Source organism: Lentzea cavernae (genome assembly GCF_014653695.1).
In the GTDB taxonomy this organism is placed as follows: Bacteria; Actinomycetota; Actinomycetes; order Mycobacteriales; family Pseudonocardiaceae; genus Lentzea; species Lentzea cavernae.
Genome location: NZ_BNAR01000019.1, coordinates 46,413 through 68,624, shown reverse-complemented (window position 1 = coordinate 68,624; position 22,212 = coordinate 46,413). Strand labels below are relative to the sequence as shown.

Here is a 22,212-nt window from a genome sequence, read left to right as displayed (position 1 = left end):
ACCCTCTACCGCCCTAGTAAGCGTATGAGGTGACGTGCGGTGTCAACGCAACCACGCACGCTCGCGATTGGGGCTTGACTTTGGGTGCGAGACGCTACCCTCTCACGCTCGGCCGGGCGCTTTTCAGCCCGGCTTTTTCCGGCCGACCAGCGTCTCGCAAGGGCCCCGAAGTCAAGCCCCAATCGCAGTCGTCGCGCAGCGGCGACAAAACGACCCGTCCGTCACTGCCTGAGCAACCACCAACGCAAGGCGACAGTCAGCACGCCAGGCGACCACCCCGCTGGAACGCAACGCACCCACAAAACAAAACGCCGGAGCCACCCTTCCTCAGGATGACCCCGGCGAAACCAACAGGCGTCAGCCAGCAGCCTTGGCAGCCCGACGATCCGCAGCATCCAACACAGCCCGGATCCAGTCGATCTCCTCAGTCCCACAAGCCCCTTCAGCAGCAGCCCGCCGCAACCGAACCCAAAGCCCCAAATCGGTCCACTCCTGGAACCGCCGATGCACCGTGGGCACAGTCACCCCAAAAGACGCCGGCAAATGCCGCCAAGCACACCCAGAAGACAACACGAACACAATCGCCGTGAACACAGCCCGGTTCGACACCCGCCCACGCCCACCCCCCTGCCGACGCACCTTGGCCGGCGGGATCAGCGGTTCAACAACAGCCCACAAACCAGCCGGCACCAACCGGGCGGAGAGCTGCTCGATGACGTCACCGCGGCCGGGCTCCACGCTGGTCTCGGGCCACGCGGACGTGCGCATCCACGAGTCGGCGCGCGTCACGTCGGCGGGCCGGGGGTCCTGGCGGGCGGACTCGGCGCGCTGGCGGGAGCGGAGCAGGGTGGCCAGGGCGGTGTCCTCGGCCGTGGTGCGGCGCTGGGGGACCGCGTAGGTCTGACCGTGGCGTGCGATCTCGGCGCCCACCGTGCGGCGGAACGACGGGTTCGCCGCGAGGCGCGGGTCCACCGGCTGGCCGTAGCGGACCGGGTTCTGGCCCACCGGCGCCTGGCGCGGGGGGATCTGCCCGGTCGCCGGGCGCGGGGCGCCATACGCCGCCGGTCGGCTCACCGGCGTCTGGCCCGTGGCCGCCTGGCGTGTGGGCGCGGGCTGACGGGGCGGGACCTGGCGCGCGAGGCGCGGGTCCGGGGTGCGAGCGAACTGCGAGTCGGTCATCGTGTGGTCCTCCGCCAGGACTTTTCCGCCAGGTGACAGCGCTCACAGTAAGAAGGTGGTCACTGAACAGGTAAGTGGGCGAGACGTGAAAGGCGATGAACGGGCCTGCGGTGGCGATGCGCGGCTCACCCTGTTGAGACGAGTGGCGCACTGTCTGCGACGAACGGATAACCGGTCGTGGTAACGCTCTCACGATCGAGTGAGAGCGCGGTCACGCGGCGGCGGTGATCGCGCTCCGTTGACGCCGGAAGTACCGTCGAGGCGTGAAGCTCTTGGCCACCAGCGACCTGCACGTCTCCTACCAGGACAACCGCGACGTCGTGGAGGCGATCACCGCCCCGGACCCGGCTGACTGGCTGATCATCGCCGGGGACATCGCGGAGAAGTTCGAGTCCATCGAGTGGACGCTGACCAAGCTCCGCCCGCGGTTCGCGGAGGTGATCTGGTCTCCGGGCAACCACGAGCTCTGGACCACCAAGGACGACCCGAACCAGTCACGCGGCGAGGTGCGCTACAAGCAGCTCGTGGAGCTGTGCCGCAGCCTCGGCGTGATCACTCCCGAGGACCCGTACGTGACGTTCCCCGGCGAGAACGGGCCGGTGACCGTCTGTCCTCTTTTCCTCGGGTACGACTACTCCTTCCGGCCGCAGGGCGCCACGGACGTGGAGTCGGCCCTCGCCATCGCGCACCAGGCCGGCGTGGTGTGCACCGACGAGTACTTCCTGCACCCCGACCCGTACCCGTCCCGCCAGGCGTGGTGCCAGGCGCGCGTGGCGGAGACGGAGGAGCGGCTCAGCCGGGTCACCGGCCCGACCGTGCTGATCAACCACTACCCGCTCGTCCGCGACCCCACGTTCGTGCTGCGCTACCCGGAGTTCGCGCTCTGGTGCGGCACGGAGCTGACCGCCGACTGGCACACGAGGTTCAACGCCGTGGAGATGGTCTACGGCCACCTGCACATCCCCCGCACGACGCACTACGACGGCGTGCGCTTCGACGAGGTCTCGCTCGGTTATCCGCGCGAGTGGAAACCGCGCGGCACCACCCGGGTGAAGCTGCACGACGTGCTTCGGGAGTCGTGACCGTGCTCGAACAGCTCCTCCCCCCGCCCATCGCCGCGGTGGAGCGGTACGACGACGCCGAACCGGTCGAGCTCTTCCCCGAGGAGGAGGCGCAGATCGGCAACGCCGTCGCCAAGCGCCGGTTCGAGTTCGGCACGGTCCGCGCGTGTGCCCGCGAGGCCATGCGGCGCCTCGACGTCGCCCCCGCCGCGATCCTGCCGGGCCCGAAGCGCGAACCGCTGTGGCCGGAAGGTGTCGTCGGCAGCCTCACGCACTGCCAGGGCTACCGGGCGGCGGCGCTGGCCAGGGCCTCCGACTTCGCGACGATCGGCATCGACGCCGAACCGCACCAGCCCGCGCCGGACGGCGTGCTGGGCGCGATCGCGATCCCGGCCGAGCTCGACAGGATGCCCGGTCTTCGGGCCGCCGACCCGAAGATCTGCTGGGACCGGTTGCTGTTCAGCGCCAAGGAGAGCACCTACAAGGCCTGGTTCCCGGTCACGCGGCGGTGGCTCGGGTTCGAGGACGCGGACATCACCCTCGGCGCCGACGGCACGTTCCACTCGCGCATCCTGCTGCCCGACAGCCCGATCACCGGGTTCGACGGCCGCTGGCTCGTGCAGGGCGACGTCCTCGTCACGTCGATCGCCGTGCCCGCGGGAGGTCTGTCCGTTTAGTTCCGGAACAAGACACACGAGTGTCGGATTGATCAACCATGGTGCACGATGGTGGGGTGAACCCTCGACCGCCGGGAGGCCACCATGGGCGAGGACGTCGCGAAGCACGAGTTCACGCGCGAGGACCGCACGCGGTACCGCACCAAGGTGCGCCGGTGCCTCGACGTGTTCGCGAGGATGCTGCGTGAAGCCCGCTTCGACTTCGAGAGGCCGATGACCGGTCTCGAGATCGAGATCAACCTCATCGACGAGAACGCCGATCCGGCGATGAAGAACCACGAAGCCCTGAAGGTCATCGACGACCCGGACTTCGTGACCGAGCTCGGCCAGTGGAACATCGAGATCAACGTCGCCCCGCGCAGGCTCGCGGGCGGCGGCATCACCGCGTTCGAGGAGACGGTCCGCCGCAGCCTCAACGACGCCGAGCAGAAGGCCCGCGAGGTCGGCGCGCACATGGTCATCAACGGCATCCTGCCGACCCTGCGCTCGAGCGACATCTCACCGGACCTGCTGTCGGGCAACCCGCGCTACGCGCTGCTCAACGAGCAGGTGCTGGCCGCGCGGGGCGAGGACCTGCAGATCTCCATCGACGGCGTCGAGCGCCTGCACCTCACGGCCAGCTCGATCGTCCCCGAGGCGGCCTGCACGAGCACGCAGCTGCACCTGCAGGTCAGCCCCGAGCAGTTCCCCGCCTACTGGAACGCCGCCCAGGCCATCGCGGGCGTGCAGGTGGCGGTGGGGGCGAACTCGCCGTTCTTCCTGGGCAAGGAGCTGTGGCGCGAGACCCGCATCGCCTTGTTCCAGCAGGCCACTGACACCCGCGGCGACGAGCTGAAGGCCCAAGGCGTGCGGCCGCGCGTGTGGTTCGGCGAGCGGTGGATCAACTCGATCTTCGACCTGTTCGAGGAGAACGTCCGCTACTTCCCCGCGTTGCTGCCCATCACCGACGACGAGGACCCGCTGGCGGTGCTCGACAAGGGCGACACGCCCTCGTTGAGCGAGCTGAAGCTGCACAACGGCACCATCTACCGCTGGAACCGGCCGGTCTACGACGTCGTGCGCGACCGCCCGCACCTGCGCGTGGAGAACCGCGTGCTGCCCGCCGGGCCCACGGTCGTGGACACGCTGGCCAACGCCGCCCTGTACTTCGGGCTGGTGCGCGCGCTGGCGGAGGACGAACGTCCACTGTGGTCGCAGATGAGCTTCCAGGCCGCTGAGGAGAACTTCAACGCCGCCTCGCGCAACGGCATGGACGCGCAGATGTACTGGCCGGGCGTCGGCACGGTGCCGGTGGTCGAACTGGTGCTGCGCCGGTTGCTGCCACTGGCGCACGAGGGCCTCATCCGGTGGGGCGTCGACTCGTCCGAGCGGGATCGTTTGCTGGGCGTCATCGAGCAGCGGTGCCTCAGCGGCGTGAACGGCGCCACCTGGCAGGCCCGCGAGTTCCACCGGCACTACGACCACACGCACATGGACCGCGCGGACGCGTTGCGCACGATGCTGCGGACCTATGTGGATCTGATGCACGCCAACGAACCCGTGCACACCTGGCCGCTGACGTAAGAAGACGGGGTGTGACCGCACGCGGTCACACCCCGTTCCAGCTCAGGAAGTCGGGAAGTTGTCCGGCGTGCGGATGCGCTCGCGCACCCAGACACCGGCCGGCTTCAGGACGTTCGTGCCCGCGAAGGTGGTGCCCGAGCAGGTGCCGGTCTTGAACACCGCCCCCGTCAGGCCGTCGTCGGAGAAGTTCCAGTTGGCCCACGAGATCTTCTTGCGGGCCATCAGGTCGACGTACTTCTGCGACATGGTGAAGTCGTTCGAGCCGCCACCGGACGCCGCCTGCGTGCCGAACTCGGTCACGAACACGGGGACCTGGCTCGACACCTGGTCCAGGACGCTCACGTACTCGTCGCGGTGGGCCTGGGCGTAGAAGTGGAACGAGTACATGAAGTTGGTCGCGTTGACCCTGTTGTTCAGCACCTCGGACGGGCTGTCGCCGTCGGAGTGGCCGAACGTCGACCAGCCGTTCGTGCCGGAGACGATGAGGCTGTCCGGGTCGATGTTCCGGATGACCGGGATCATCTGCTCGGCGTAGGACTTGACCCGCGACCACGACGTGCCGTTGGGCTCGTTCGCGATGTCGTAGATGATGTTGGTCTTGTCCTTGTGCCGGTTGGCGATCTCCGTGAAGAACGTCTTGGCGCGCGCCAGGTTGTAGTTCGGGTCGCCGGGCGAGAGCTGGTGCCAGTCCACGAGGACGTAGATGCCGCGACGAGTGGCTTCCTCGATGTAGCCGTGCATCAGGTCGGTGAACTTGCGGGGGTCGGTCTCGTACCCGTCCTCCTGGATGTACATGGCGACGCGGATGAAGTCCGCGTTCCAGTCGTTCACCAGGGCGTCCCACCACTGGGACTTGGAGCACTGGTGGTACCACTGGATGCCGTGCGTGCTCATGCCGCGCAGCTGGATCGGCTTGCCGTACTGGTTGCACAGCTGCACACCGCACACGCGCAGAAGGCCGTTGATGTCGTGCGGCCTGGTGCCGCCGGGAGTGCCCGGCTGGGTGCGCACCGAGAGCGAGTTCGACGCCCCGGACAGGTTGCCCGCCGCGTCCCGCGCCTGCACGGTGAACGTGTACGAGGTGTCCGGCGTGAGCCCGGAGACGGTGTGCGTGGTGCCGGTCGCCGTCTGCCCGTTGGACAGCACGTAGTCCGTCACGCCCACGTTGTCCGTGGACGCGTTCCACGCCAGCGTCACCGAGGACGCGGTGGTGCCCGTGGAGCGCAGGCTGCCGGGAACCGAGGGTGCCACGGTGTCCGGCGTGCCGCCGCCCTGGGCGTCGACGTCCACGCGGTCCAGGTTCGGGCCGCCGTTGGACGTCGTCGCGACCGTCTTGATCTTGTTGGTGCCTGCCTTGAGCGTGATCGAGGTGGACTTGGTGGTCCACGACGTCCACGCGCCCGTGCTCGGGAACGACAGCTGACTCGCGACCACCGAGCCGTTGACCGAGATGTCCATGGGGCGGTTGGCCGTCTGGCCGTTGGCGAACCGGAACGTGAGGTTCGCCTGGCCGGCGGCCGTAGCGTTCACGGTGAACTCGACGGAGCTGCCGACCTCGTTGTCGTAGTTCACGAAGCCGGAACCGGTGAAGCCGGCGTGGTTCGACTCGACGAGGCCGTTCGAGATGGTCGCGGTCTCCGCCTGGTACTGGACCGGGGCGGCGACCGCGACGGCCGGGACGACGGACAGCGCTAACGCTGCCGGGACGACCAACAACAGGGATCTGGGCACGGGGTGCCTCCTGTGTAGGGGAACAGCAGGGCGCGGCGGCGATTTAGTTAAGAAGGTTTCCTAACAGATCACAGCACTAGACCACTGCCCGTGTCAACAAATTCGGGCGACCGGAACAAGTGGGATGAGGCATCCTCGACCACCTGATGCGATCCACAGTCACCGTGACACCAGCACAGCTCCCGGAGGTGCTGCTGCACGTCGCCGTAGTCCGGCCGGTCTTCCTCTGGGGAGCACCGGGTATCGGCAAGTCCTCGCTCGTCCGCAAGTTCGCCACCGAGCTGGGCCTGGAGTGCGTCACGCTGCTGGGCACGCAACTCGCGCCGGAGGACCTCATCGGAGTTCCGGAACTGGTCGGTGGCCGTTCCCGGTTCGCCCCGCCGGAGTCCATCGCGCGGCACGACCCGTACTGCCTGTTCCTCGACGAGCTGAACGCCAGCTCCCCCGAGGTGCAGAAGGCGTTCTACTCGCTGATCCTCGACCGGCGCATCGGCTCCTACGAGCTGCCGAAGGGCTCGATCGTGATCGGCGCCGGCAACAGGGCGGTCGACAACGCCCTGGCGCGCCCGATGGCGTCCGCGCTCGTGAACCGCATGATCCACGTGCACCTCACGGCCTCCGCGCGCGACTGGCTGGCGTGGGCGCGCGAGAGCCACATCCACCCGTGGGTGCTCGAGTACCTGACGCAGCGCCCGGACCACCTGTGGAGCGCGGCGCCGAAGGTCGAGGAGACTTTCTCCACGCCGCGTGGCTGGCACATGCTGTCCGACGCGCTGCACTCGTTCGGCGACGACATCTCCGAGGACCTCCTCGGCGTGCTCGCGTTCGGCACGGTCACCGCGAACCACGCGTCGATGTTCAAGGCGTACGTGAAGACCGTGCGCAACGCGTACGGGCTCGAAGCCGTGCTGCGCGGGGACACCCGCTGGCCGTCTGCACCCGCCGACCGCGACCTGCTGTACTTCCTGGCCGAGGCGTTCCGCGCACGGCTGGTGAAGGAACTGCCGCACGACAAGGCGCACGCGCCCGCGGCGGACAAGCAGCTGGCACACCGGGGGAAGGCGCTGCTGCTGGAGCTGGCCGAGCTGTCGCTGGAGATCGCGCAGATGGTGATCGCGGCCAACGACGACGGCAATCCGGTGCTGCCCGCGTGGTTCCTCGTCGAGGTCACCCGCGACCTGCCGCGGCTGGTGGCCGCACGCGCATGAGCAGGCGCGGGAAGGCGCACGTCGACCCCGCCGCGCTGGCGTTCGCGGCGGCGGACAGGCGGATCAACGAGCATCCGCTGTTCGCCGCCCTCAGCACGTACGTGCGCCGCCTGTCCGAACACCCGTGGGCGGACGTTTCGCTCGACGGCCTGCTGTACGCCCACCCGAAGCGCAGGGCGACCGAGGACGAGTGGGCGTGGGTGTTCGCGCATTGCCTGCTGCACCTGGGTTTCAGCACGTTCTCCTGCGACGACGTGCTGGACTTCCAGCCTGCGCTGAAGTTCGGCAGGCGGCCCGAGTCGTGGGATCCGGGCCGGTGCGTGCGCGGCGGGGAGTCGAAGGACCCGGAGAAGTGGGCGAACCGGTTCGCCGCCGGACTGTCCAACGCCGCCGTGGCCGCGATCGACGTGGCGGGCGGCGCGCGGTCGTCGTTGTCCGACACGCGACCGGTGAAGACGGAGTGGCAGCTCGCCCTGGGCTGGTTCGTGTCGCACTACCCGCTGCTCGGCGCGCTGGCTTCGACCATGACGGTGGTGGCGGACGCGGAACTGGCTCGGGGCTGGGACATCTCGATCGCGGCGGTGTCCACGGCGTCGGCCGAGATCTACGTGAACCCGCTGGCGGGCTTGACGAAACCGGAGTGGCGGTTCGTGCTCGCGCACGAGATGCTACACGCCGCGCTGCGCCACTGCGACCGCGCCGGCGGGCGGGACCCGTACCTGTGGAACGTCGCCGCGGACTTCGTGGTGAACGGCTGGCTGGTGGAGATGGGCGTGGGATCGCCGCCTTCCGGGGCGCTGCACGACCCCGGGCTGCGCGGACTGTCCGCGGAGTCGGTCTACGACCGGATCGCGGTGGACCTGCGGCGGTACCGGAAGCTGCTGACGCTGCGCGGTCACCACCAGGGCGACCTGCTCGGCGAGCCGTTGCGCGGACCGGCCGACTTCGCCGACCTCGACGAGTTCTACCGGCGTGCGTTGCTGACGGGGCTGAGCTATCACACGTCCGCCCGCGGACTCCTGCCCGCCGGGCTGGTCGAGGAGATCCGCGCGCTGGAGCACCCGCCGCTGTCGTGGTACGCCCAGCTGGCGCGGTGGTTCGAGGAGTTCGTTCCCGCGGTGGAGAAGCGGCGCTCGTACGCGCGTGCGTCGCGGCGGCAAGCGTCCACTCCGGACATCCCGCGGCCCGGCTGGGTGCGGCCGGAGTCGCTGGAGGCGCGGCCGACGTTCGGCGTCGTGCTCGACACGTCCGGCTCGATGGACCCCCGTGTGCTGGGCAAGGCGCTGGGCGCGATCGCCTCCTACGCCGCGGCACGTGACGTGCCCGCCGCTCGCGTGGTTTTCTGTGACGCGATGGCATATGACGCCGGATACGTGCCCGTCGAGGACATCGCGGGCCGGGTCGAGGTGCGCGGGCGCGGCGGCACGGTGCTGCAGCCCGGCATCGACCTGCTCGAACGCGCCTCCGACTTCCCCTCCGCCGGACCGGTCCTGGTCATCACCGACGGCGGCTGCGACGTGCTGCGGATCCGGCGCGAGCACGCGTTCCTCGTCCCGGCGGGCGCGCACCTGCCGTTCCGCCCCCGCGGCCCGGTCTTCCGGATGTCCTGATGGAGATCGCCTGCGACGAGTCGGGGTCCGAGGGCGAGAAGCTCGTCGGCGGGGTCACCGCGGTCTTCGCGCACGCGGCCGTGCGGTTCTCGCACGAGGACGCCGCGGCGTGCGTCGAGTCGTTGCGGGAGATGATCAAATCGCCGGCGCTGGAGTACAAGGCGAACCACCTGCTGCGGCAGAAGAACAGGTGGGTGCTGCTGTGGTTCCTCGGCCCCGACGGCCCGATGGTCGGGCGCGCCCGCGTGCAACTCGTGGACAAGCGGCGGTTCCTGGCCTCGCGGGTGCGGGCGGAGTTCGGCTCGGTGACCGGGCCGCTGGAGCTCTACAACGACCTCCTGCGCGCCCGAGGCCCGCGCGGCGCGCTGGATCCCCTGTTCCCCGCCATCCTGCGGGCCGTGGCCCAGTGGGGCGGGCCGGTGTCGATCGTGCACGACCAGCAGCTGTCGCTGACCGTCGGACGGATCCGGCAGCTGCAGGAGATCGCGCCGCGGTTGCGGAGCCTGACGCTGGCCGACTCCCAGCACGACGCCCGCGTGCAGGTGGCCGACTTCCTGGCCGGGATCGCCCGGCGCGTCGCCGAGGAGGAGCTGAACGGGCGCCCGGACAGAGAGGTGATCGAGTTGCTGATGCCGTTCGTCGTCGGACCGGGGATGTGGCATGCCTGACGCGCTCTTCGCGGACCCGCGGCTGGCGCGGCTCTACGACGCGTTCGACGGGCCGCGCGACGACCTGGACCCGTACCTGTCGATCGCCGCCGAGCTCGGAGCGTCGAGCGTGCTGGACGTCGGCTGCGGCACGGGGTGCTTCGGCACGCTGCTGGCCGACGCCGGGTTCACGGTCGTCGGTGTCGATCCCGCGCTCGCGTCGGTGGACCTCGCGCGGGCCAAGGACTCCAGGGTCAGGTGGATCCACGGCGACGCCACTTCCCTGCCCCCGCTGCAGGTCGACCTCGCGACGATGACCGCGAACGTGGCGCAGGTGTTCCTCGGCGACGACTGGGAGGCCACGCTTCGCGGTGTGCGTGAGGCGGTGCGGCCGGGCGGGCACCTGGTGTTCGAGTCGCGACGGCCGGAGGCGAGGGCGTGGGAGGACTGGGCCGCGCCGACGACCCGTGTGGTCGACGGCGTGGAGGAATGGCGCGAACTGCTCGGCGTCGACCTGCCGTTCGTGTCGTTCCGCCACACCTACCGCTTCGGCGACGGCACGGAGATCGCCTCGGACTCGACGCTGCGGTTCCGCTCGCGCGCCGAGATCGAGCAGAGCCTGGTGGCGTGCGGGTTCGAGGTCGTGGACGTGCGCGACGCCCCGGACCGGCCGGGGCGCGAGACCGTGTTCGTCGCGAGGGTCAGCGCGGAGCCGGCTTCCACACGATGACCTGGAGGGTGAGCTTCCCTCTGGGCCCCTTGTCGACGACCTTGATCCACGCGACGTTGTTCTTCTTGGACGTCGTGCACACCGCGAACTCGCCGGCCTTCACGTCGTCGATGTTCCAGCGGGTCTGGGAACCGCGCTTGGCCTGCGTCTCGCAGGCCTGTGCCGTGGGCTGGGTGAGCGGCGCCTCGGCGATGTACTTGCCGCCGTAGGAGAGCCTGAAGTCGTTGGCGCAGTTCGTGATCGTGGCGTTCTCGTAGTTGGGCGCGAGCTCGTCGATGTCGAGCGTGCCCTCGATGCTGGTGGAGCAGAAGGTGCCGCCCAGCGTGAAGTCCGTCAGGTCGTGCAGTACCGTCAGGTTCGACCCGTCGCCCGCGGGAACGGGAGGGGCGAGCGAGGAGTTCGGCGCGCTGGGCGTGCCAACGGGGACCGGCGCCGTCGACGCCGTCGCCGGTGTCGTGGTGGGCGCGGTGTCGGCGAGGGTGCCGAGTCTCGTCCTGGGCAGGACCACGGTGATGGTGATCGCGGCCCCGACCGCCAGCACGATCGCGACCGCCATCCAGATCCGGATCCTCTTGCGGGACTGCTTCAGCTCGCGGTCGAGCGCGAGCCGCAGGAGGGTGTCGGCGGTCTGCGAGTCGCTCTCGCCCCGCACGTGACCGACCTGCCGCACCACGTCGTCGGCGTCACCCTGACGCATCGCCTTCTGGACCTGGTCCAGCCGGTCCGAGAGGTACTGCTCGTCATCTCCGGGCACGGGCACCACGGTGGGGCACGACGAGCTGGCCCGTGGAGCGTTCGCGCCAAGTGGCCACTAATTGGCCGCGAACCCGGGTCAGCTGACGAGTGCCGGTTGCTTCCAGGCCTGCACCAGCCACGGCAGGACGCGCGGCAGCCGGTCGGCCACGATGTCGTGCAGCACCAGCACCATCCGGCCGGAACGCGCGGGTCCGGCGTCGAGCCAGACGACGTGCATCAGGGCGCCGGACCGCAGGTCGAGCCCCGCTTCCGCCTCCGCGAGGGCCGCGGGGGTGGCGGCGACGGGGTCACTCACCTCGTGGTGCGCGAAGCCGGAACGACACAGTTCAGGATGTAGTTCCACCAGGGACTCCATGGCGGCGGCGAGACGTCCCACGCCCAGCCCTGCCCGAACCTGCACCGTAATGGCTCTCACGTTAGGAGAGCCTAACCTAGTCTCCACCCGGGATTCCGCCCACTGAGTCCCAGGACACGGTCGAGAAGTGGCGCATTCGGGTCGACCTCGACCGCGGCCCCGAAGAGCGAGCCGTCGCGGTCGTCCGGGCCGATCGACGACACGAAGCCGTGGACGACCTGGAGCAGGCCTTCCTCGACCTCGAACGGCTGTCCGGTCGCCCTGGCGACGTCCCAGCCGTGCAGGACGATCTCGTCCAGCGCCACGGCGGCCGCGACCTCACCAGGCAGGTCGACGCCTCCGGCGCGGGTCATGCCCTCCCACGCCTGCGGCGCACGCCAGGCCTGCGCGAGCTCGTCCAGCCGCGCCGGGATCGACTCGCGGAAGTCGAGCGGCAGCCGGGCCGCGTCGCCGGTGCCGGCCCCCTCCAGCGGGGTCTTCCGCGCCGCCATCGTGAACGCGACCGACAGGCCGTTGACGTGATCGAGCAGATCACCGACGGTGTAGTCGGGGCACGGGGTCGGCGCCTTCAGGTCGCCGTCCCGCACGCCGCGCACCACCTCGGCCAGCTGCGTGGCCGCAGGAGTCAGGTCGAACATCAGTACCCGTCGCCTCCCCAGAACTGTTCTTCCAGCGTGTCCGCGGTTCCGGCGAGCAACTGCAACGGGTCGGTGAACTCGTGGATGTCGAGGTCCTTCAACGGCAACGAGTGCCGGACCACGACGTGCTCCCCCATGATCGCGAGACCGCACGCGACGGTGGAGTGGCCCACCTCCTCCAGCACCGCGCGGAGGTCCACCTGCGACGCCAGCCCGCACGGGGAGGCGATCTGCACCCACTCGTGCATCTTGTCGAGCACTTCCCGGACGATGATCACGACCTGCGTGCGGTCGTCCTCGTCCTCCTCCACGTCCCCGAAGGTGAAGAGGATCCTCAGTTCCTCGCCATTGTCGTGGACGACGTCGTACTCGGCGCGGACGTAGTCCGCGAGGTCTCCCCAACTCGCCATGGCGCAACCCTACTGGCCGAGATGGCCCAGAGTCCGACGACGAGCACGGCGCCGACCTCGGCGACGAGCAAGATCCTCTCGATGTACCCCAACGGGAACACGCGCCACCACCGAACGTCCGAGACCACACCCAGCGCAATGGCGTAGAGCAGCGGCATGAATGCGACAACGCTCAACAAACCGGACGCCATCGTCCATCTGGCGTGTCGCCCCCACACGCGGTCCTTCAGCCACGGCCGCGCGAGCGCGATGATGGCGATCGGCAGGCTGACGAACGCGACCATGCTGCCGAACCGGTGGATGCTGCCGCTGAGCTCGTTGGTGCCCATCGCCCAGTTCGTCTTGGGGAACGCCACCACGAGGAACAGGCCGGCCGACCACAGGGTCAGCGCGATCGCCCCGGTGGACCGCCACCTCGTCAGTCCCTTGTGCACCAGCACGGCGAGGATCGCGAGCGAACCGACGGCCAGCAGCACCACCGCGATGTCGAACACGGGGCGGTAGTCGCCCAGGGCGTACTCGCTGATCGTGCGGCGCAGCGGGCCGACGGTCAGGTCGAGCAGACCCACCATGGCCACCGTGACGACGACGGCGAGCGAACCGCCGGTGGCGACTAGACGAGGTATCAGCACATAACGGACAACGCCCCGGCGAGCCCCCGGGGTTCCTTGGGTTCAGCAACCCGACAGGTTCCGGCGGGCTTTCCGACAGGATCAGCTCAGGATGCTCCCGCACGAGATGTTGACCTGCGCCCCCGTGATCGTGCGGCCCCAGTCCGACGCCGCGAACACCGCCGCCCTGCCCACGTCGTCGAGCGTCGCGGCCCTGCCGAGCGCGGTCTGGCCGACGATGTCGGGTTCGACCTGGTCGCGGAACGCCTCGGGGACGGACTCGGGGATGCCGCCGGTCTGCAGCGTCACCGCCCTGATGCCGTGCGGCCCGAGCTCGGCCGCGAGCTGGCGGCGCATCGCCTCGACCGCGTCGAACGCCGTGACCAGGCCGCCGAGGCTCCAGCGCCGGTGCACCTGCCCGTCGCCCGTGCCGCCGAAGAACAGGAGGACGCCGTCCTTCTGCCTGATCATGTGCCGGGCGGCGGCGCGGGCGGTGAGGAACTTCGACCGGACGTTCGTGACGACCGGGCTGAGGTAGTCGTCGACGCTCATCTCGTGCAGGGGCGTGCCCTGGACGTCGTTGTCGGAGATGACGTTGACCGAGATGTCGATCCGCTCGAGCGTGGCCGCGTGCTCGTCCACGCTCCGCTCGTCCAGGGCGTCGACCACGGCGTACCTGGCTCCGAGCTCGTCGGCCTTGGCCTTGAGGGAGGCCTCGGTGCGCGCGGCCAGGTGGACCTCGGCGCCCGCCTGCAGGAACGCCCTGGCGATCGCGCCGCCGATCGTGCCCGCGCCGTAGATGACTGCGGTCTTCCCGTTGAGGTTCATCGGTTCGCCGGTCATGCGAACGAGGCTAACTCCTAGCGGAGCGCGTCGCCCGCTTCCGCCGCCACCGCGGCCGCCACGGCGTTGAGCGCGGGCGAGTCGAGCTTCCACTGCTGCCAGTACAGCGGCACGGAGATCGTGCGGCCCGGCGCGAGGTCGGTCAGCCCCTCCTGCAGTTGCTGCGGCGGCACCATCCCCCATCCCAGGCCCGCCACGATCGCCCGCACGTACACCTCGGACGACGGCACGTAGTGGCGGTGCTCGGACGCGCCGCGGCCCCGGGTCAGGGTGCGCACGAACCGGTCCTGCAGGTCGTCGTTGCGGTCGAACACGACGACGGGGGCCTGGGGCAGCCAGGACTTCAGGTGCCCGTCCTCGTTCCGGTCGATGAACGACCTCGAAGCCATTGCCGCGTAACGGATCTCGCCGAGCTTGGTCACCGAGCAGCCCGCCACGGGTTCGCGGGACGACGTGACCGCCGCCATCACCAGGCCCTGCCGCAGCAACGCCGTCGTGTGGTCCTGGTCCTCGCGGTGCAGGTCGAACGAGATCCTGAGCTCCGGCGGGACCCGTTGCAGGGCGGGCAGGAACCACGTGGCGAGCGAGTCGGCGTTCACCGCGATCGGCACCCTCACGACCGCGGTCTCCCCCAGCGCCGCGTCGAGGTCCTGGTCCAGGGCGAGCAGTTGCCGACCGTACCGGACCAGCACCTCACCGGACGGCGTCAGCCGCACCGGCCGTGCCCGCACCAGCAGCACACGTCCTGTCCGTTGCTCCAACGCCTTGATGCGTTGCGAGACAGCGGAAGGGGTGACGTGCAACGCGGCGGCGGCAGCGTCGAACGTGCCCGCGTCGACGACCGCGAGCAGCGTGCGCACCAGGTCCAGATCCATCACGAGCGCTAATGCTACGTAAGAATCTGTAGCTGGTCTCATCAGAGACGCGTAAATACCGTTGAGCCCGTGACAGACCTGCTGCTCGGCTTCGGCACCATGATGACCCTCATCATCGCGATCGGAGCGCAGAACGCTTTCGTTCTGCGCCAAGGGCTTCGACGTGAAGCGGTCGCGAAGGTCGTCGCCGTGTGCGCCATCTCGGACGCGATCCTGGTCGCGGTGGGCGTCGCCGGGTTCGGCGCGATCGTCGAGGCGTTCCCCGCGGCGATCACCGTCGCGGCGGTCGTCGGCGGCCTCTTCCTGCTGGGGTACGGGTTCCTGGCGGCGCGCAGGGCGGTCACCCCGTCCGCTCTCGACGCCGGGACGGCGACCAGCAGCCGGCCCGTGCTGACGGCCCTCGCGCTGACGTGGCTCAACCCGCACGTCTACCTCGACACGCTGCTCCTGCTCGGCTCGATCGCGGCCGGCCGCTGGCTGTTCGGCGTCGGCGCGGTGACCGCGAGCATCACCTGGTTCGTCGCGCTCGGCTTCGGCGCCCGCCTGCTCAGCCCGCTGTTCGCGAAGCCCCGCGCCTGGCGGGTCCTGGACGGGCTCATCGCCGCCGTGATGATCACTCTCGGGGTGACCCTGATCGCCGGGTCGTGATCATCACCAGCACCGCCGCGACGGCCAGGACACCGCACACCACCGGTGCCGACGGTCCGACGAAAAGGGACGTCGAAGCGAGCCCCGCGCTGACCAGAGCACCGATGACGGCCCGAGGCCGAAGATCACCCACGTTCGTGACCCTAACTCACGACACGCGCATGTTGGGTGGTGATCCAGACCCCACCACCACATGTAGTATCTGCCGCGCTGGTGGTTCACCGACTCGGCTCAACCTGGTCGGTGAGGCAAGAGGGAACCCGGTGAAAATCCGGGACTGCCCCGCAGCGGTGAGTGGGAACGAAAGCCGTCAACGAAGCACTGGGTCCGGCGGACCTGGGAAGCGACGGCCGGTAGGCGTTGGAAGTGCGCCCACGAGTCCGAAGACCTGCCACTGGTGTGCGCGCAAGCCTGCGCGCACGACACGGTGCCCCGAGGGAGGGCAGCTGTGTGCACCAGTGGTGTCCACTGGCGCGCGCATGCGTTCTCCCCGGGCTCGGCTCGCGAGGAGAGAGCGTGCCCGACCGCCTTTCAGTGGTCATCAACGAGGCTTGTGCCGACCTGCCCAACGCGTCGGCCGAGGCGGTTCTGGCCGAGACCAAGCGCAACCTGTACAACGGGATCACCGACACCGAGCTGGCACTCGCGCCGATCATGGCCGCCCGCACGATGGTCGAACACGACCCGGACTACTCCTACGTCAGCGCCCGCCTGCTGCTGGACAAGCTGCGCGCCGAGGCCTGCGGAACCCCCCTGTCGCACGCCGAGATGACCGAGCGCTACCCGACGTACTTCGCCTCGTTCGTCCGCGACGGCATCGAGTTCGGCCAGCTCGACCCGCGTCTCGCCGACTTCGACCTGGCCCGCCTGGGTGCCGCGCTCCAGGCGGATCGCGACCTGAACTTCCAGTTCCTGGGCATGCAGACCCTGTACGACCGCTACTTCCTGCACCACGACGACCGCCGCTACGAGCTCCCCCAGGCGTTCTTCATGCGCGTCGCCATGGGCCTCGCCCTGGAGGAGGACGACCGCGACGCCCGCGCCGTCGAGTTCTACGAGCTGCTGTCGTCGTTCGACTTCATGTGCTCCACGCCGACCCTGTTCAACTCCGGCACCACCCGCCCGCAGCTGTCGTCGTGCTTCCTCACCACCGTGGACGACGACCTCGCCGCGATCTTCCACGGCATCAGCAACAACGCGCTGCTGTCGAAGTTCGCCGGCGGGCTCGGCAACGACTGGACCCCGGTGCGCGGGATCGGCGCGCACATCAAGGGGACCAACGGCAAGTCGCAGGGCGTGGTGCCGTTCCTGAAGGTCGCCAACGACACCGCCGTCGCGGTCAACCAGGGTGGGCGCCGCAAGGGTGCTGTCTGCGCGTACCTCGAGACCTGGCACATCGACGTCGAGGAGTTCCTCGACCTCCGCAAGAACACCGGCGACGAACGCCGCCGCACCCACGACATGAACACCGCGAACTGGGTGCCGGACGAGTTCCTGCGCAGGGTCCGCGCGAACGGTCAGTGGACGCTGTTCTCCCCCGACGAGGTGCCGGACCTGCACGACGCGTTCGGCACCGAGTTCGCCGAGAAGTACCGCGCCTACGAGGCGAAGGCGGACAACGGCGAGATCAAGGTCTTTCGCCGGCTGCCCGCGGTCGACCTGTGGCGGCGCATGCTCACGATGCTGTTCGAGACCGGTCACCCGTGGATCACGTTCAAGGACCCGTGCAACCTGCGTTCGCCGCAGCAGCACAACGGCGTGGTGCACTCGTCGAACCTGTGCACCGAGATCACGCTGAACACCACGATCGACGAGGTCGCGGTCTGCAACCTCGGCAGCGTCAACCTCGCGCAGCACGTCACCGAAAGCGGCATCGACCACGCGCGGCTCGAGAAAACCGTGCGCACGGCGGTGCGGATGCTCGACAACGTGATCGACGTGAACTACTACACGATCCCGGAAGCCAGGAACTCCAACCTGCAGCACCGGCCGGTCGGCCTGGGCCTGATGGGTTTCCAGGACGCGCTGTTCACGCTCGGCACGCCGATGGCGAGCGAGGAGGCCGTCGAGTTCGCCGACCGCTCCATGGAGGAGATCAGCTACTACGCCATCGAGGCGTCCGCGGACCTCGCGGCCGAGCGCGGCGCGTACCGGTCGTTCGAGGGATCGCTGTGGTCGCGGGGGATCCTGCCGATCGACTCGGTCGAGATCCTGGCCGCGACGCGGGCCGGGGACGAGCTGCAGCAGGACCGGGAGTCCACGATGGACTGGGCGCCGGTGCGCGAGAAGGCTCGCAGGGGCATGCGGAACTCGAACGTCATGGCGATCGCGCCCACGGCGACCATCGCAAACATCACCGGTGTCAACCAGTCGATCGAGCCGTTGTACCGCAACCTGTACGTGAAGTCGAACATGTCCGGTGACTTCACCGTCATCAACCCGGACCTGGTGCGGGCGCTCAAGCAGCGCAAGCTGTGGGACGAGCAGATGATCTCGGACCTGAAGCTGCACGACGGCAGTCTCGGTGCGATCGACCGGGTGCCGCCGTACCTGAAAGCCCTGTACGCCACGGCGTTCGAGGTCGACAGCTCGTGGCTGATCGAGGCCGGGAGCAGGCGGCAGAAGTGGATCGACCAGGCCCAGTCGCTGAACCTCTACCTCTCCCAGCCGAGCGGCCGCAAGCTCGACGAGCTGTACCAGCTGGCGTGGTTGCGCGGGTTGAAGACCACGTACTACCTGCGCACGCAGAGCGCCACGCACGTGGAGAAGTCCACGTTGCAGGGCACGGACGGCAAGCTCAACGCCGTCTCGCCCGTCGCCGTGACCGACCCGAACTGCTCCATCACCGACCCGGACTGCGAGGCCTGCCAGTGACCGAGAACCTCATCGAGGCGGGCGCCGCGCGTGTCTCCGTCGACGACAAGGCGATGATCAACTGTCGCGCGGACGTCAACCAGCTGCTGCCGCTCAAGTACCACTGGGCGTGGGAGAAGTACCTGGCGGGCTGCAACAACGCGTGGATGCCGACCGAGGTGTCCATGCAGGCCGACATCAGCCTGTGGAAGTCGAAGGACGGCCTCACCGACGACGAGCGCCTGATGATCAAGCGCAACCTCGGCTTCTTCGCGACGAGCGAGTCGTTGGTGGCGAACAACATCGTGCTCGCGGTGTACCGGCACCTGACGAACCCCGAGTGCCGCCAGTACCTGCTGCGCCAGGCCTTCGAGGAGGCCGTGCACACGCACACGTTCCAGTACATCTGCGAGTCGCTCGGCCTCGACGACGGCGAGCTGTTCAACATGTACCGGGAGATCCCGTCCATCACGGACAAGGCGGCATGGGCGCTGCAGTTCACGCAGCACCTGGAGGACCCGGAGTTCAGGACCGGTACGCCGGAGATGGACCAGGCGTTCCTCAAGGACCTCGTGGCGTTCTACGTGGTGTTCGAGGGAATGTGGTTCTACACGGGGTTCGCGCAGATCCTGTCGCTGGGCCGGCGCAACAAGATGGTCGGCGTCGCCGAGCAGTACCAGTACATCCTGCGCGACGAGTCGATCCACCTGAACTTCGGCATCGACGCGATCAACCAGATCAAGATCGAGAACCCGCACCTGTGGAACGACGTGTTCCAGAAGGAGGTGCGGACCATGCTCGCGGAGGGCTGTGAGCTGGAGATCGCCTACGGCCGCGACACCATGCCGAACGGCATCCTGGGCCTCAACTCCGAGCTGTGCGAGCAGTACATGCGGTTCATCACGAACCGCCGCTGCGCACAGCTCGGCCTGGAGCCGGTGTGGGAGCAGACGGAGAACCCGTTCCCGTGGATGTCGGAGATGATGGACCTGAAGAAGGAGAAGAACTTCTTCGAGACCCGCGTCATCGAGTACCAGAACGGTGGCTCACTGGAGTGGTGAGAGCACCACTGCCTTAGGCAGCCCGGCCCGGTCCGCGACAGGCCACGCCAGCGGATCGGGCCCGAGCTCCACGAGCTCGGCGACCTGCAGGCGGGACCACGGCGAGATCTCCCGAGTGCCGTCGAGCACGGATGCGGCGAACTCGGCCCACGGCACGCGTTCGGTCGAGTCGACCTCGTCGGGGTTCGGCGAGGGGTCGTCGTCGCAGAGCACCCGGAACACCGGGCACATCTCGTTCTCGACGATCCCGTCCTGGACCGCGCGGTAGCGGAAGGCGGGCAGCAGCAGTTCGGGGGCGGAGCACTGCATGCCGAGCTCGTCGCGCAGGCGCCGCAGCACGGCCTGCGCCATGTCCTCCTCCGGCAACGGGTGGCCGCAGCAGGTGTTGGTCCACAGACCGGGGAACGTCTTCTTGTGCAACGCGCGGCGGGTGAGCACCGTGTTGCCGGCCGAGTCGAAGACGTAGCTGGAAAACGCCAGGTGCAGCGGGGTGTCCGCGTGGTGCACCACGGCCTTGTCCTCGACGCCGATGGCCGAACCGTCCTCGGCCAGGAGGACCACCTGTTCCACAGTCACACCACCACGTAATCACACGCGGTCCAAGATCGGGAACCGGGCGTCCGGGTGAGAGCTCGAGCGCGGAGTGAGCCGGGCCCGAGGTGGCGCGGGTCACCCTGGGGGCATGACTTCCCCGATCGCTCAGGCTCACACCATGTTCCTGGTGCTGGTCAGCCCGTCGGGCCGGTACTCGATCTGGCCCGCGGTGCTGCAGGTGCCCGCCGGCTGGCGCGTCGTGCACGGAGTCGCGTCCAGGCAGTCCTGTGCGGACTACGTGGACGCGCTCCGGGCAGGCGTGCTGCTGGCCGCCTAGCGGCGGCTTCCGATCAGAGCAGGCGGATGTACCCGTGCGACGAGGCGCCGCCGTGCTCGTTGTTGCCCGCGTACGAGGCCGTGAAACCCTGCAGCAGGGTTGCCAGACCGACCAGCAGCGGCACCTGGGCGTCGCAGGTGGCCTTGCCGGACGCGTTCGTCGTCGCGGTGCAGAGCGGGTTGCCCTTCACCGTGCGGAAGACGACCTGCTGACCGGCGACCGGTGCCCCGGTGTGCTTCTCGGTGAGCGTGGCGTTGATGCCGCGGACCGTGAAACCGAGGAGCCGCAACTGCAGCTGGGCGGTGCCGGACGCGAGCTTCGACGCGGCGGGCGGCACGAAGTTGATCGCGATGCCCACCGGGCGCTGGCCGACGGCGATGGCGCCGGTGACCGTGCCGGACGCCGTGTCGATGACCGACACGGAGTTGCCGTCGAAGTTCGTGACGTAGGCGCTCGCACCGTCCGGCGTGAGGGCCACGCTGATCGGGCGGTCGCCGACGGCGATCGTCTGCGTTTCGGTCATCGTCGCGAGGTCCACGACGGACACCGAGTCGGACTGGCTGTTCGTCACGTAGCCGCGGGTCCCGTTCGGCGCCAGCGCGATGCCGTGCGGCGTGATGCCGACGGCCGCGGTGCCGACGACGGCGCGCGAGGCGACGTCGATGGCGGAGACGCTGTTCGAGAGCTTGTTGACCACGTACATCCGCGTGCCGTCCGCCGACCCCGCGATGGCGGTCGCCGCGCTGCCGACGTCGATCGAGGCGGCGACGGTGTTGGACGTCGTGTCGATGACCGAGACCTTGCCCGCTCCGGTGACGTCGTGCGTGACGTAGACGGCCGAGCCGTCCTTGGTGACGACGACGCCGTCGGGGTTCGTGCCGACGGCGACGGTCGCGGTGACCGTCAGCGTGGCCGTGTCGACCACGGACACCGTGCCGCCCAGGTAGTTGGTGACGTAGACGAAGCCGCCACCGGGGGCGACCGCGACGCCGGCCGGGAGGGTTCCGACGGGGATCGCCTTGTCGACCGTGTTGGTCGGCGTGTCGATGACCGTCAGCGTGTTGTGCTGGGAGTTCGTCACGTAGCCGCGGGTCCCGTCGAACGCGACCGCTGCCATGTACGGCGAGTTGCCGCCGCTGTCAGCGATCGTCTCGGACACCGCGTTCGTGGCCGTGTCGATCACCGACACGCCGCCGCCGTTGTTGGCGACATAACCGAGGACCCGGCCGGCGGGTGCTGCCTGGGCCGGGGTCACCACCAGTGCCGCGGTGACGGCGACAGCCGCCACCAGTGGACGCAACCGCATGTTCAGTGCCTCCTGCGCGATTCATCCCGACCTGCTCAGGACATCGCGGAAGGACGAGCGGGCGTTAGCCTCTTCAGCCGCTTCTCGAACCAGTGGTCGGCGTACTCGGCGTCGTTGTACGGCTCGATCTCGGCGAAGCCGTGCTTGGCGTACAAACCCCTTGCCTCCACCAGGTCTTCGCGCGTGTCGAGCCTCAGCACCGTGACGCCGCGCTCGAGAGCTTGCGCCTCCATCGCGGTGAGCAACGCGGACGCGGCGCCCTGCCCGCGGAACGGCTCGCGCACGAACATCCGCGTCAGCTCACCGACATCGCCGGACAGGAACCGCATGCCCAGGCAGCCGACATCGTCGCCATCGCGGGAGACGACGAGGAACACCGGCACGTCGTGGTCCTGCTCGTCACGTTCGTACGCGTCGATCTCCGCGTCGCCGGCGGGCCGCCCCCAGTAGCGGCTGATCATCTCGGCGTTGTACTCGCGGTTGAGCGGCGAGCGCGCGGCGTCGGCGGCCCTCACGGTCCAGGTGGTCATGAGACCATCATCAAAAGGCCGTCCACTGTGATTCAGATCACTGCAACAC

General features: G+C 69.0%; 22 protein-coding genes, 1 pseudogene and 1 riboswitch. Of the genes and pseudogenes, 11 read left to right on the top strand and 12 right to left on the bottom strand.

The window, feature by feature from the left end:
• Window positions 1-369: 369 nt before the first annotated feature.
• Window positions 370-768: pseudogene (locus IE307_RS47130) on the bottom strand (transposase); the annotation flags it as partial.
• A 674-nt stretch (window positions 769-1,442) separates the two neighbouring features.
• Between IE307_RS47130 and IE307_RS39270 the strand changes: the two are divergent.
• The 3 genes from IE307_RS39270 (at window position 1,443) to IE307_RS39260 (ending at window position 4,480) form a co-directional block, all read left to right on the top strand.
• Window positions 1,443-2,261, top strand: coding sequence for a metallophosphoesterase family protein (locus IE307_RS39270; RefSeq protein ID WP_191304552.1), 819 nt, complete (start codon window positions 1,443-1,445; stop codon window positions 2,259-2,261).
• Window positions 2,258-2,917, top strand: a complete 660-nt coding sequence (locus tag IE307_RS39265) for a 4'-phosphopantetheinyl transferase family protein (RefSeq protein ID WP_268250460.1) — start codon at window positions 2,258-2,260, stop codon at window positions 2,915-2,917. The genes IE307_RS39270 and IE307_RS39265 overlap by 4 nt, the downstream gene beginning before the upstream one ends.
• A gap of 84 nt (window positions 2,918-3,001) precedes the next feature.
• On the top strand, window positions 3,002-4,480 hold the full coding sequence (locus IE307_RS39260; protein WP_191304551.1) for a glutamate-cysteine ligase family protein: 1,479 nt from the start codon (window positions 3,002-3,004) through the stop codon (window positions 4,478-4,480).
• A 42-nt stretch (window positions 4,481-4,522) separates the two neighbouring features.
• Here IE307_RS39260 and IE307_RS39255 read toward each other — a convergent pair whose 3' ends face one another.
• Complete coding sequence (locus IE307_RS39255; protein ID WP_229905515.1) at window positions 4,523-6,211, bottom strand: cellulase family glycosylhydrolase; 1,689 nt, start codon at window positions 6,209-6,211, stop codon at window positions 4,523-4,525.
• A 146-nt stretch (window positions 6,212-6,357) separates the two neighbouring features.
• Here IE307_RS39255 and IE307_RS39250 point away from each other — a divergent pair, with 146 nt between their 5' ends.
• From IE307_RS39250 to IE307_RS39235, 4 genes are read left to right on the top strand one after another with little or no spacing between them, the layout of a single operon-like run.
• Complete coding sequence (locus tag IE307_RS39250) at window positions 6,358-7,419, top strand: ATP-binding protein (RefSeq protein ID WP_191304550.1); 1,062 nt, start codon at window positions 6,358-6,360, stop codon at window positions 7,417-7,419.
• Window positions 7,416-9,029 (top strand): vWA domain-containing protein, encoded by a 1,614-nt coding sequence (locus IE307_RS39245; protein WP_191304549.1) that lies wholly within the window; start codon window positions 7,416-7,418, stop codon window positions 9,027-9,029. Before IE307_RS39250 ends, IE307_RS39245 begins: the two co-directional genes overlap by 4 nt.
• A complete protein-coding gene (locus tag IE307_RS39240; RefSeq protein ID WP_191304548.1) occupies window positions 9,029-9,697 on the top strand; it encodes a DUF3800 domain-containing protein in 669 nt (222 codons plus the stop codon). The genes IE307_RS39245 and IE307_RS39240 overlap by 1 nt, the downstream gene beginning before the upstream one ends.
• On the top strand, window positions 9,690-10,406 hold the full coding sequence (locus IE307_RS39235; RefSeq protein ID WP_191304547.1) for a class I SAM-dependent DNA methyltransferase: 717 nt from the start codon (window positions 9,690-9,692) through the stop codon (window positions 10,404-10,406). The genes IE307_RS39240 and IE307_RS39235 overlap by 8 nt, the downstream gene beginning before the upstream one ends.
• Here IE307_RS39235 and IE307_RS39230 read toward each other — a convergent pair.
• The 7 genes from IE307_RS39230 to IE307_RS39200 all read right to left on the bottom strand — a co-directional run bounded on the left by IE307_RS39230 (window position 10,378) and on the right by IE307_RS39200 (window position 14,894).
• Window positions 10,378-11,160, bottom strand: coding sequence for a hypothetical protein (locus IE307_RS39230; RefSeq protein WP_191304546.1), 783 nt, complete (start codon window positions 11,158-11,160; stop codon window positions 10,378-10,380). The two genes, IE307_RS39235 and IE307_RS39230, sit on opposite strands and share 29 nt — an antisense overlap.
• Window positions 11,161-11,238: 78 nt before the next feature.
• On the bottom strand, window positions 11,239-11,577 hold the full coding sequence (locus IE307_RS39225) for a condensation domain-containing protein (RefSeq protein ID WP_191304545.1): 339 nt from the start codon (window positions 11,575-11,577) through the stop codon (window positions 11,239-11,241).
• Window positions 11,578-11,588: 11 nt separating this feature from the next.
• The gene (locus tag IE307_RS39220) at window positions 11,589-12,155 is read right to left on the bottom strand and encodes a TIGR03086 family metal-binding protein (RefSeq protein WP_191304544.1); all 567 of its coding nucleotides are present in this window, start codon (window positions 12,153-12,155) and stop codon (window positions 11,589-11,591) included.
• Window positions 12,155-12,565, bottom strand: coding sequence for a type III secretion system chaperone family protein (locus IE307_RS39215; RefSeq protein WP_191304543.1), 411 nt, complete (start codon window positions 12,563-12,565; stop codon window positions 12,155-12,157). Before IE307_RS39215 ends, IE307_RS39220 begins: the two co-directional genes overlap by 1 nt.
• On the bottom strand, window positions 12,490-13,197 hold the full coding sequence (locus IE307_RS39210; protein WP_229905514.1) for a DUF998 domain-containing protein: 708 nt from the start codon (window positions 13,195-13,197) through the stop codon (window positions 12,490-12,492). The genes IE307_RS39215 and IE307_RS39210 overlap by 76 nt, the downstream gene beginning before the upstream one ends.
• An 81-nt stretch (window positions 13,198-13,278) precedes the next feature.
• On the bottom strand, window positions 13,279-14,019 hold the full coding sequence (locus IE307_RS39205) for an SDR family NAD(P)-dependent oxidoreductase (RefSeq protein WP_229905513.1): 741 nt from the start codon (window positions 14,017-14,019) through the stop codon (window positions 13,279-13,281).
• Window positions 14,020-14,036: 17 nt separating this feature from the next.
• The gene (locus IE307_RS39200; RefSeq protein ID WP_191304622.1) at window positions 14,037-14,894 is read right to left on the bottom strand and encodes a LysR family transcriptional regulator ArgP; all 858 of its coding nucleotides are present in this window, start codon (window positions 14,892-14,894) and stop codon (window positions 14,037-14,039) included.
• Window positions 14,895-14,993: 99 nt separating this feature from the next.
• On the opposite strand from IE307_RS39200, the gene IE307_RS39195 reads away from it, so the two are divergent.
• From IE307_RS39195 to IE307_RS39185, 3 genes are all read left to right on the top strand, one after another.
• Entirely contained in the window at window positions 14,994-15,542 is a 549-nt protein-coding gene (locus tag IE307_RS39195) for a LysE/ArgO family amino acid transporter (protein WP_191304621.1), read from the top strand.
• Between the two features lie 197 nt (window positions 15,543-15,739).
• A riboswitch (cobalamin riboswitch) is annotated at window positions 15,740-15,952 on the top strand.
• Window positions 15,953-16,058: 106 nt separating this feature from the next.
• On the top strand, window positions 16,059-18,416 hold the full coding sequence (locus IE307_RS39190) for a ribonucleoside-diphosphate reductase subunit alpha (RefSeq protein WP_229905512.1): 2,358 nt from the start codon (window positions 16,059-16,061) through the stop codon (window positions 18,414-18,416).
• A 53-nt stretch (window positions 18,417-18,469) separates the two neighbouring features.
• Window positions 18,470-19,456, top strand: coding sequence for a ribonucleotide-diphosphate reductase subunit beta (locus IE307_RS39185; protein ID WP_229905526.1), 987 nt, complete (start codon window positions 18,470-18,472; stop codon window positions 19,454-19,456).
• Here the strand turns inward: IE307_RS39185 and idi are convergent.
• The gene (gene idi, locus IE307_RS39180) at window positions 19,442-20,026 is read right to left on the bottom strand and encodes an isopentenyl-diphosphate Delta-isomerase (RefSeq protein WP_191304542.1); all 585 of its coding nucleotides are present in this window, start codon (window positions 20,024-20,026) and stop codon (window positions 19,442-19,444) included. The genes IE307_RS39185 and idi overlap by 15 nt on opposite strands.
• A gap of 112 nt (window positions 20,027-20,138) precedes the next feature.
• Between idi and IE307_RS39175 the strand changes: the two genes are divergently transcribed.
• Window positions 20,139-20,327 (top strand): MbtH family protein, encoded by a 189-nt coding sequence (locus tag IE307_RS39175; protein WP_191304541.1) that lies wholly within the window; start codon window positions 20,139-20,141, stop codon window positions 20,325-20,327.
• 13 nt (window positions 20,328-20,340) lie between these two features.
• Here IE307_RS39175 and IE307_RS39170 read toward each other — a convergent pair whose 3' ends face one another.
• Window positions 20,341-21,633, bottom strand: coding sequence for a YVTN family beta-propeller repeat protein (locus IE307_RS39170; RefSeq protein WP_191304540.1), 1,293 nt, complete (start codon window positions 21,631-21,633; stop codon window positions 20,341-20,343).
• A gap of 35 nt (window positions 21,634-21,668) precedes the next feature.
• The gene (locus IE307_RS39165) at window positions 21,669-22,163 is read right to left on the bottom strand and encodes a GNAT family N-acetyltransferase (protein WP_191304539.1); all 495 of its coding nucleotides are present in this window, start codon (window positions 22,161-22,163) and stop codon (window positions 21,669-21,671) included.
• Window positions 22,164-22,212: the final 49 nt, after the last annotated feature.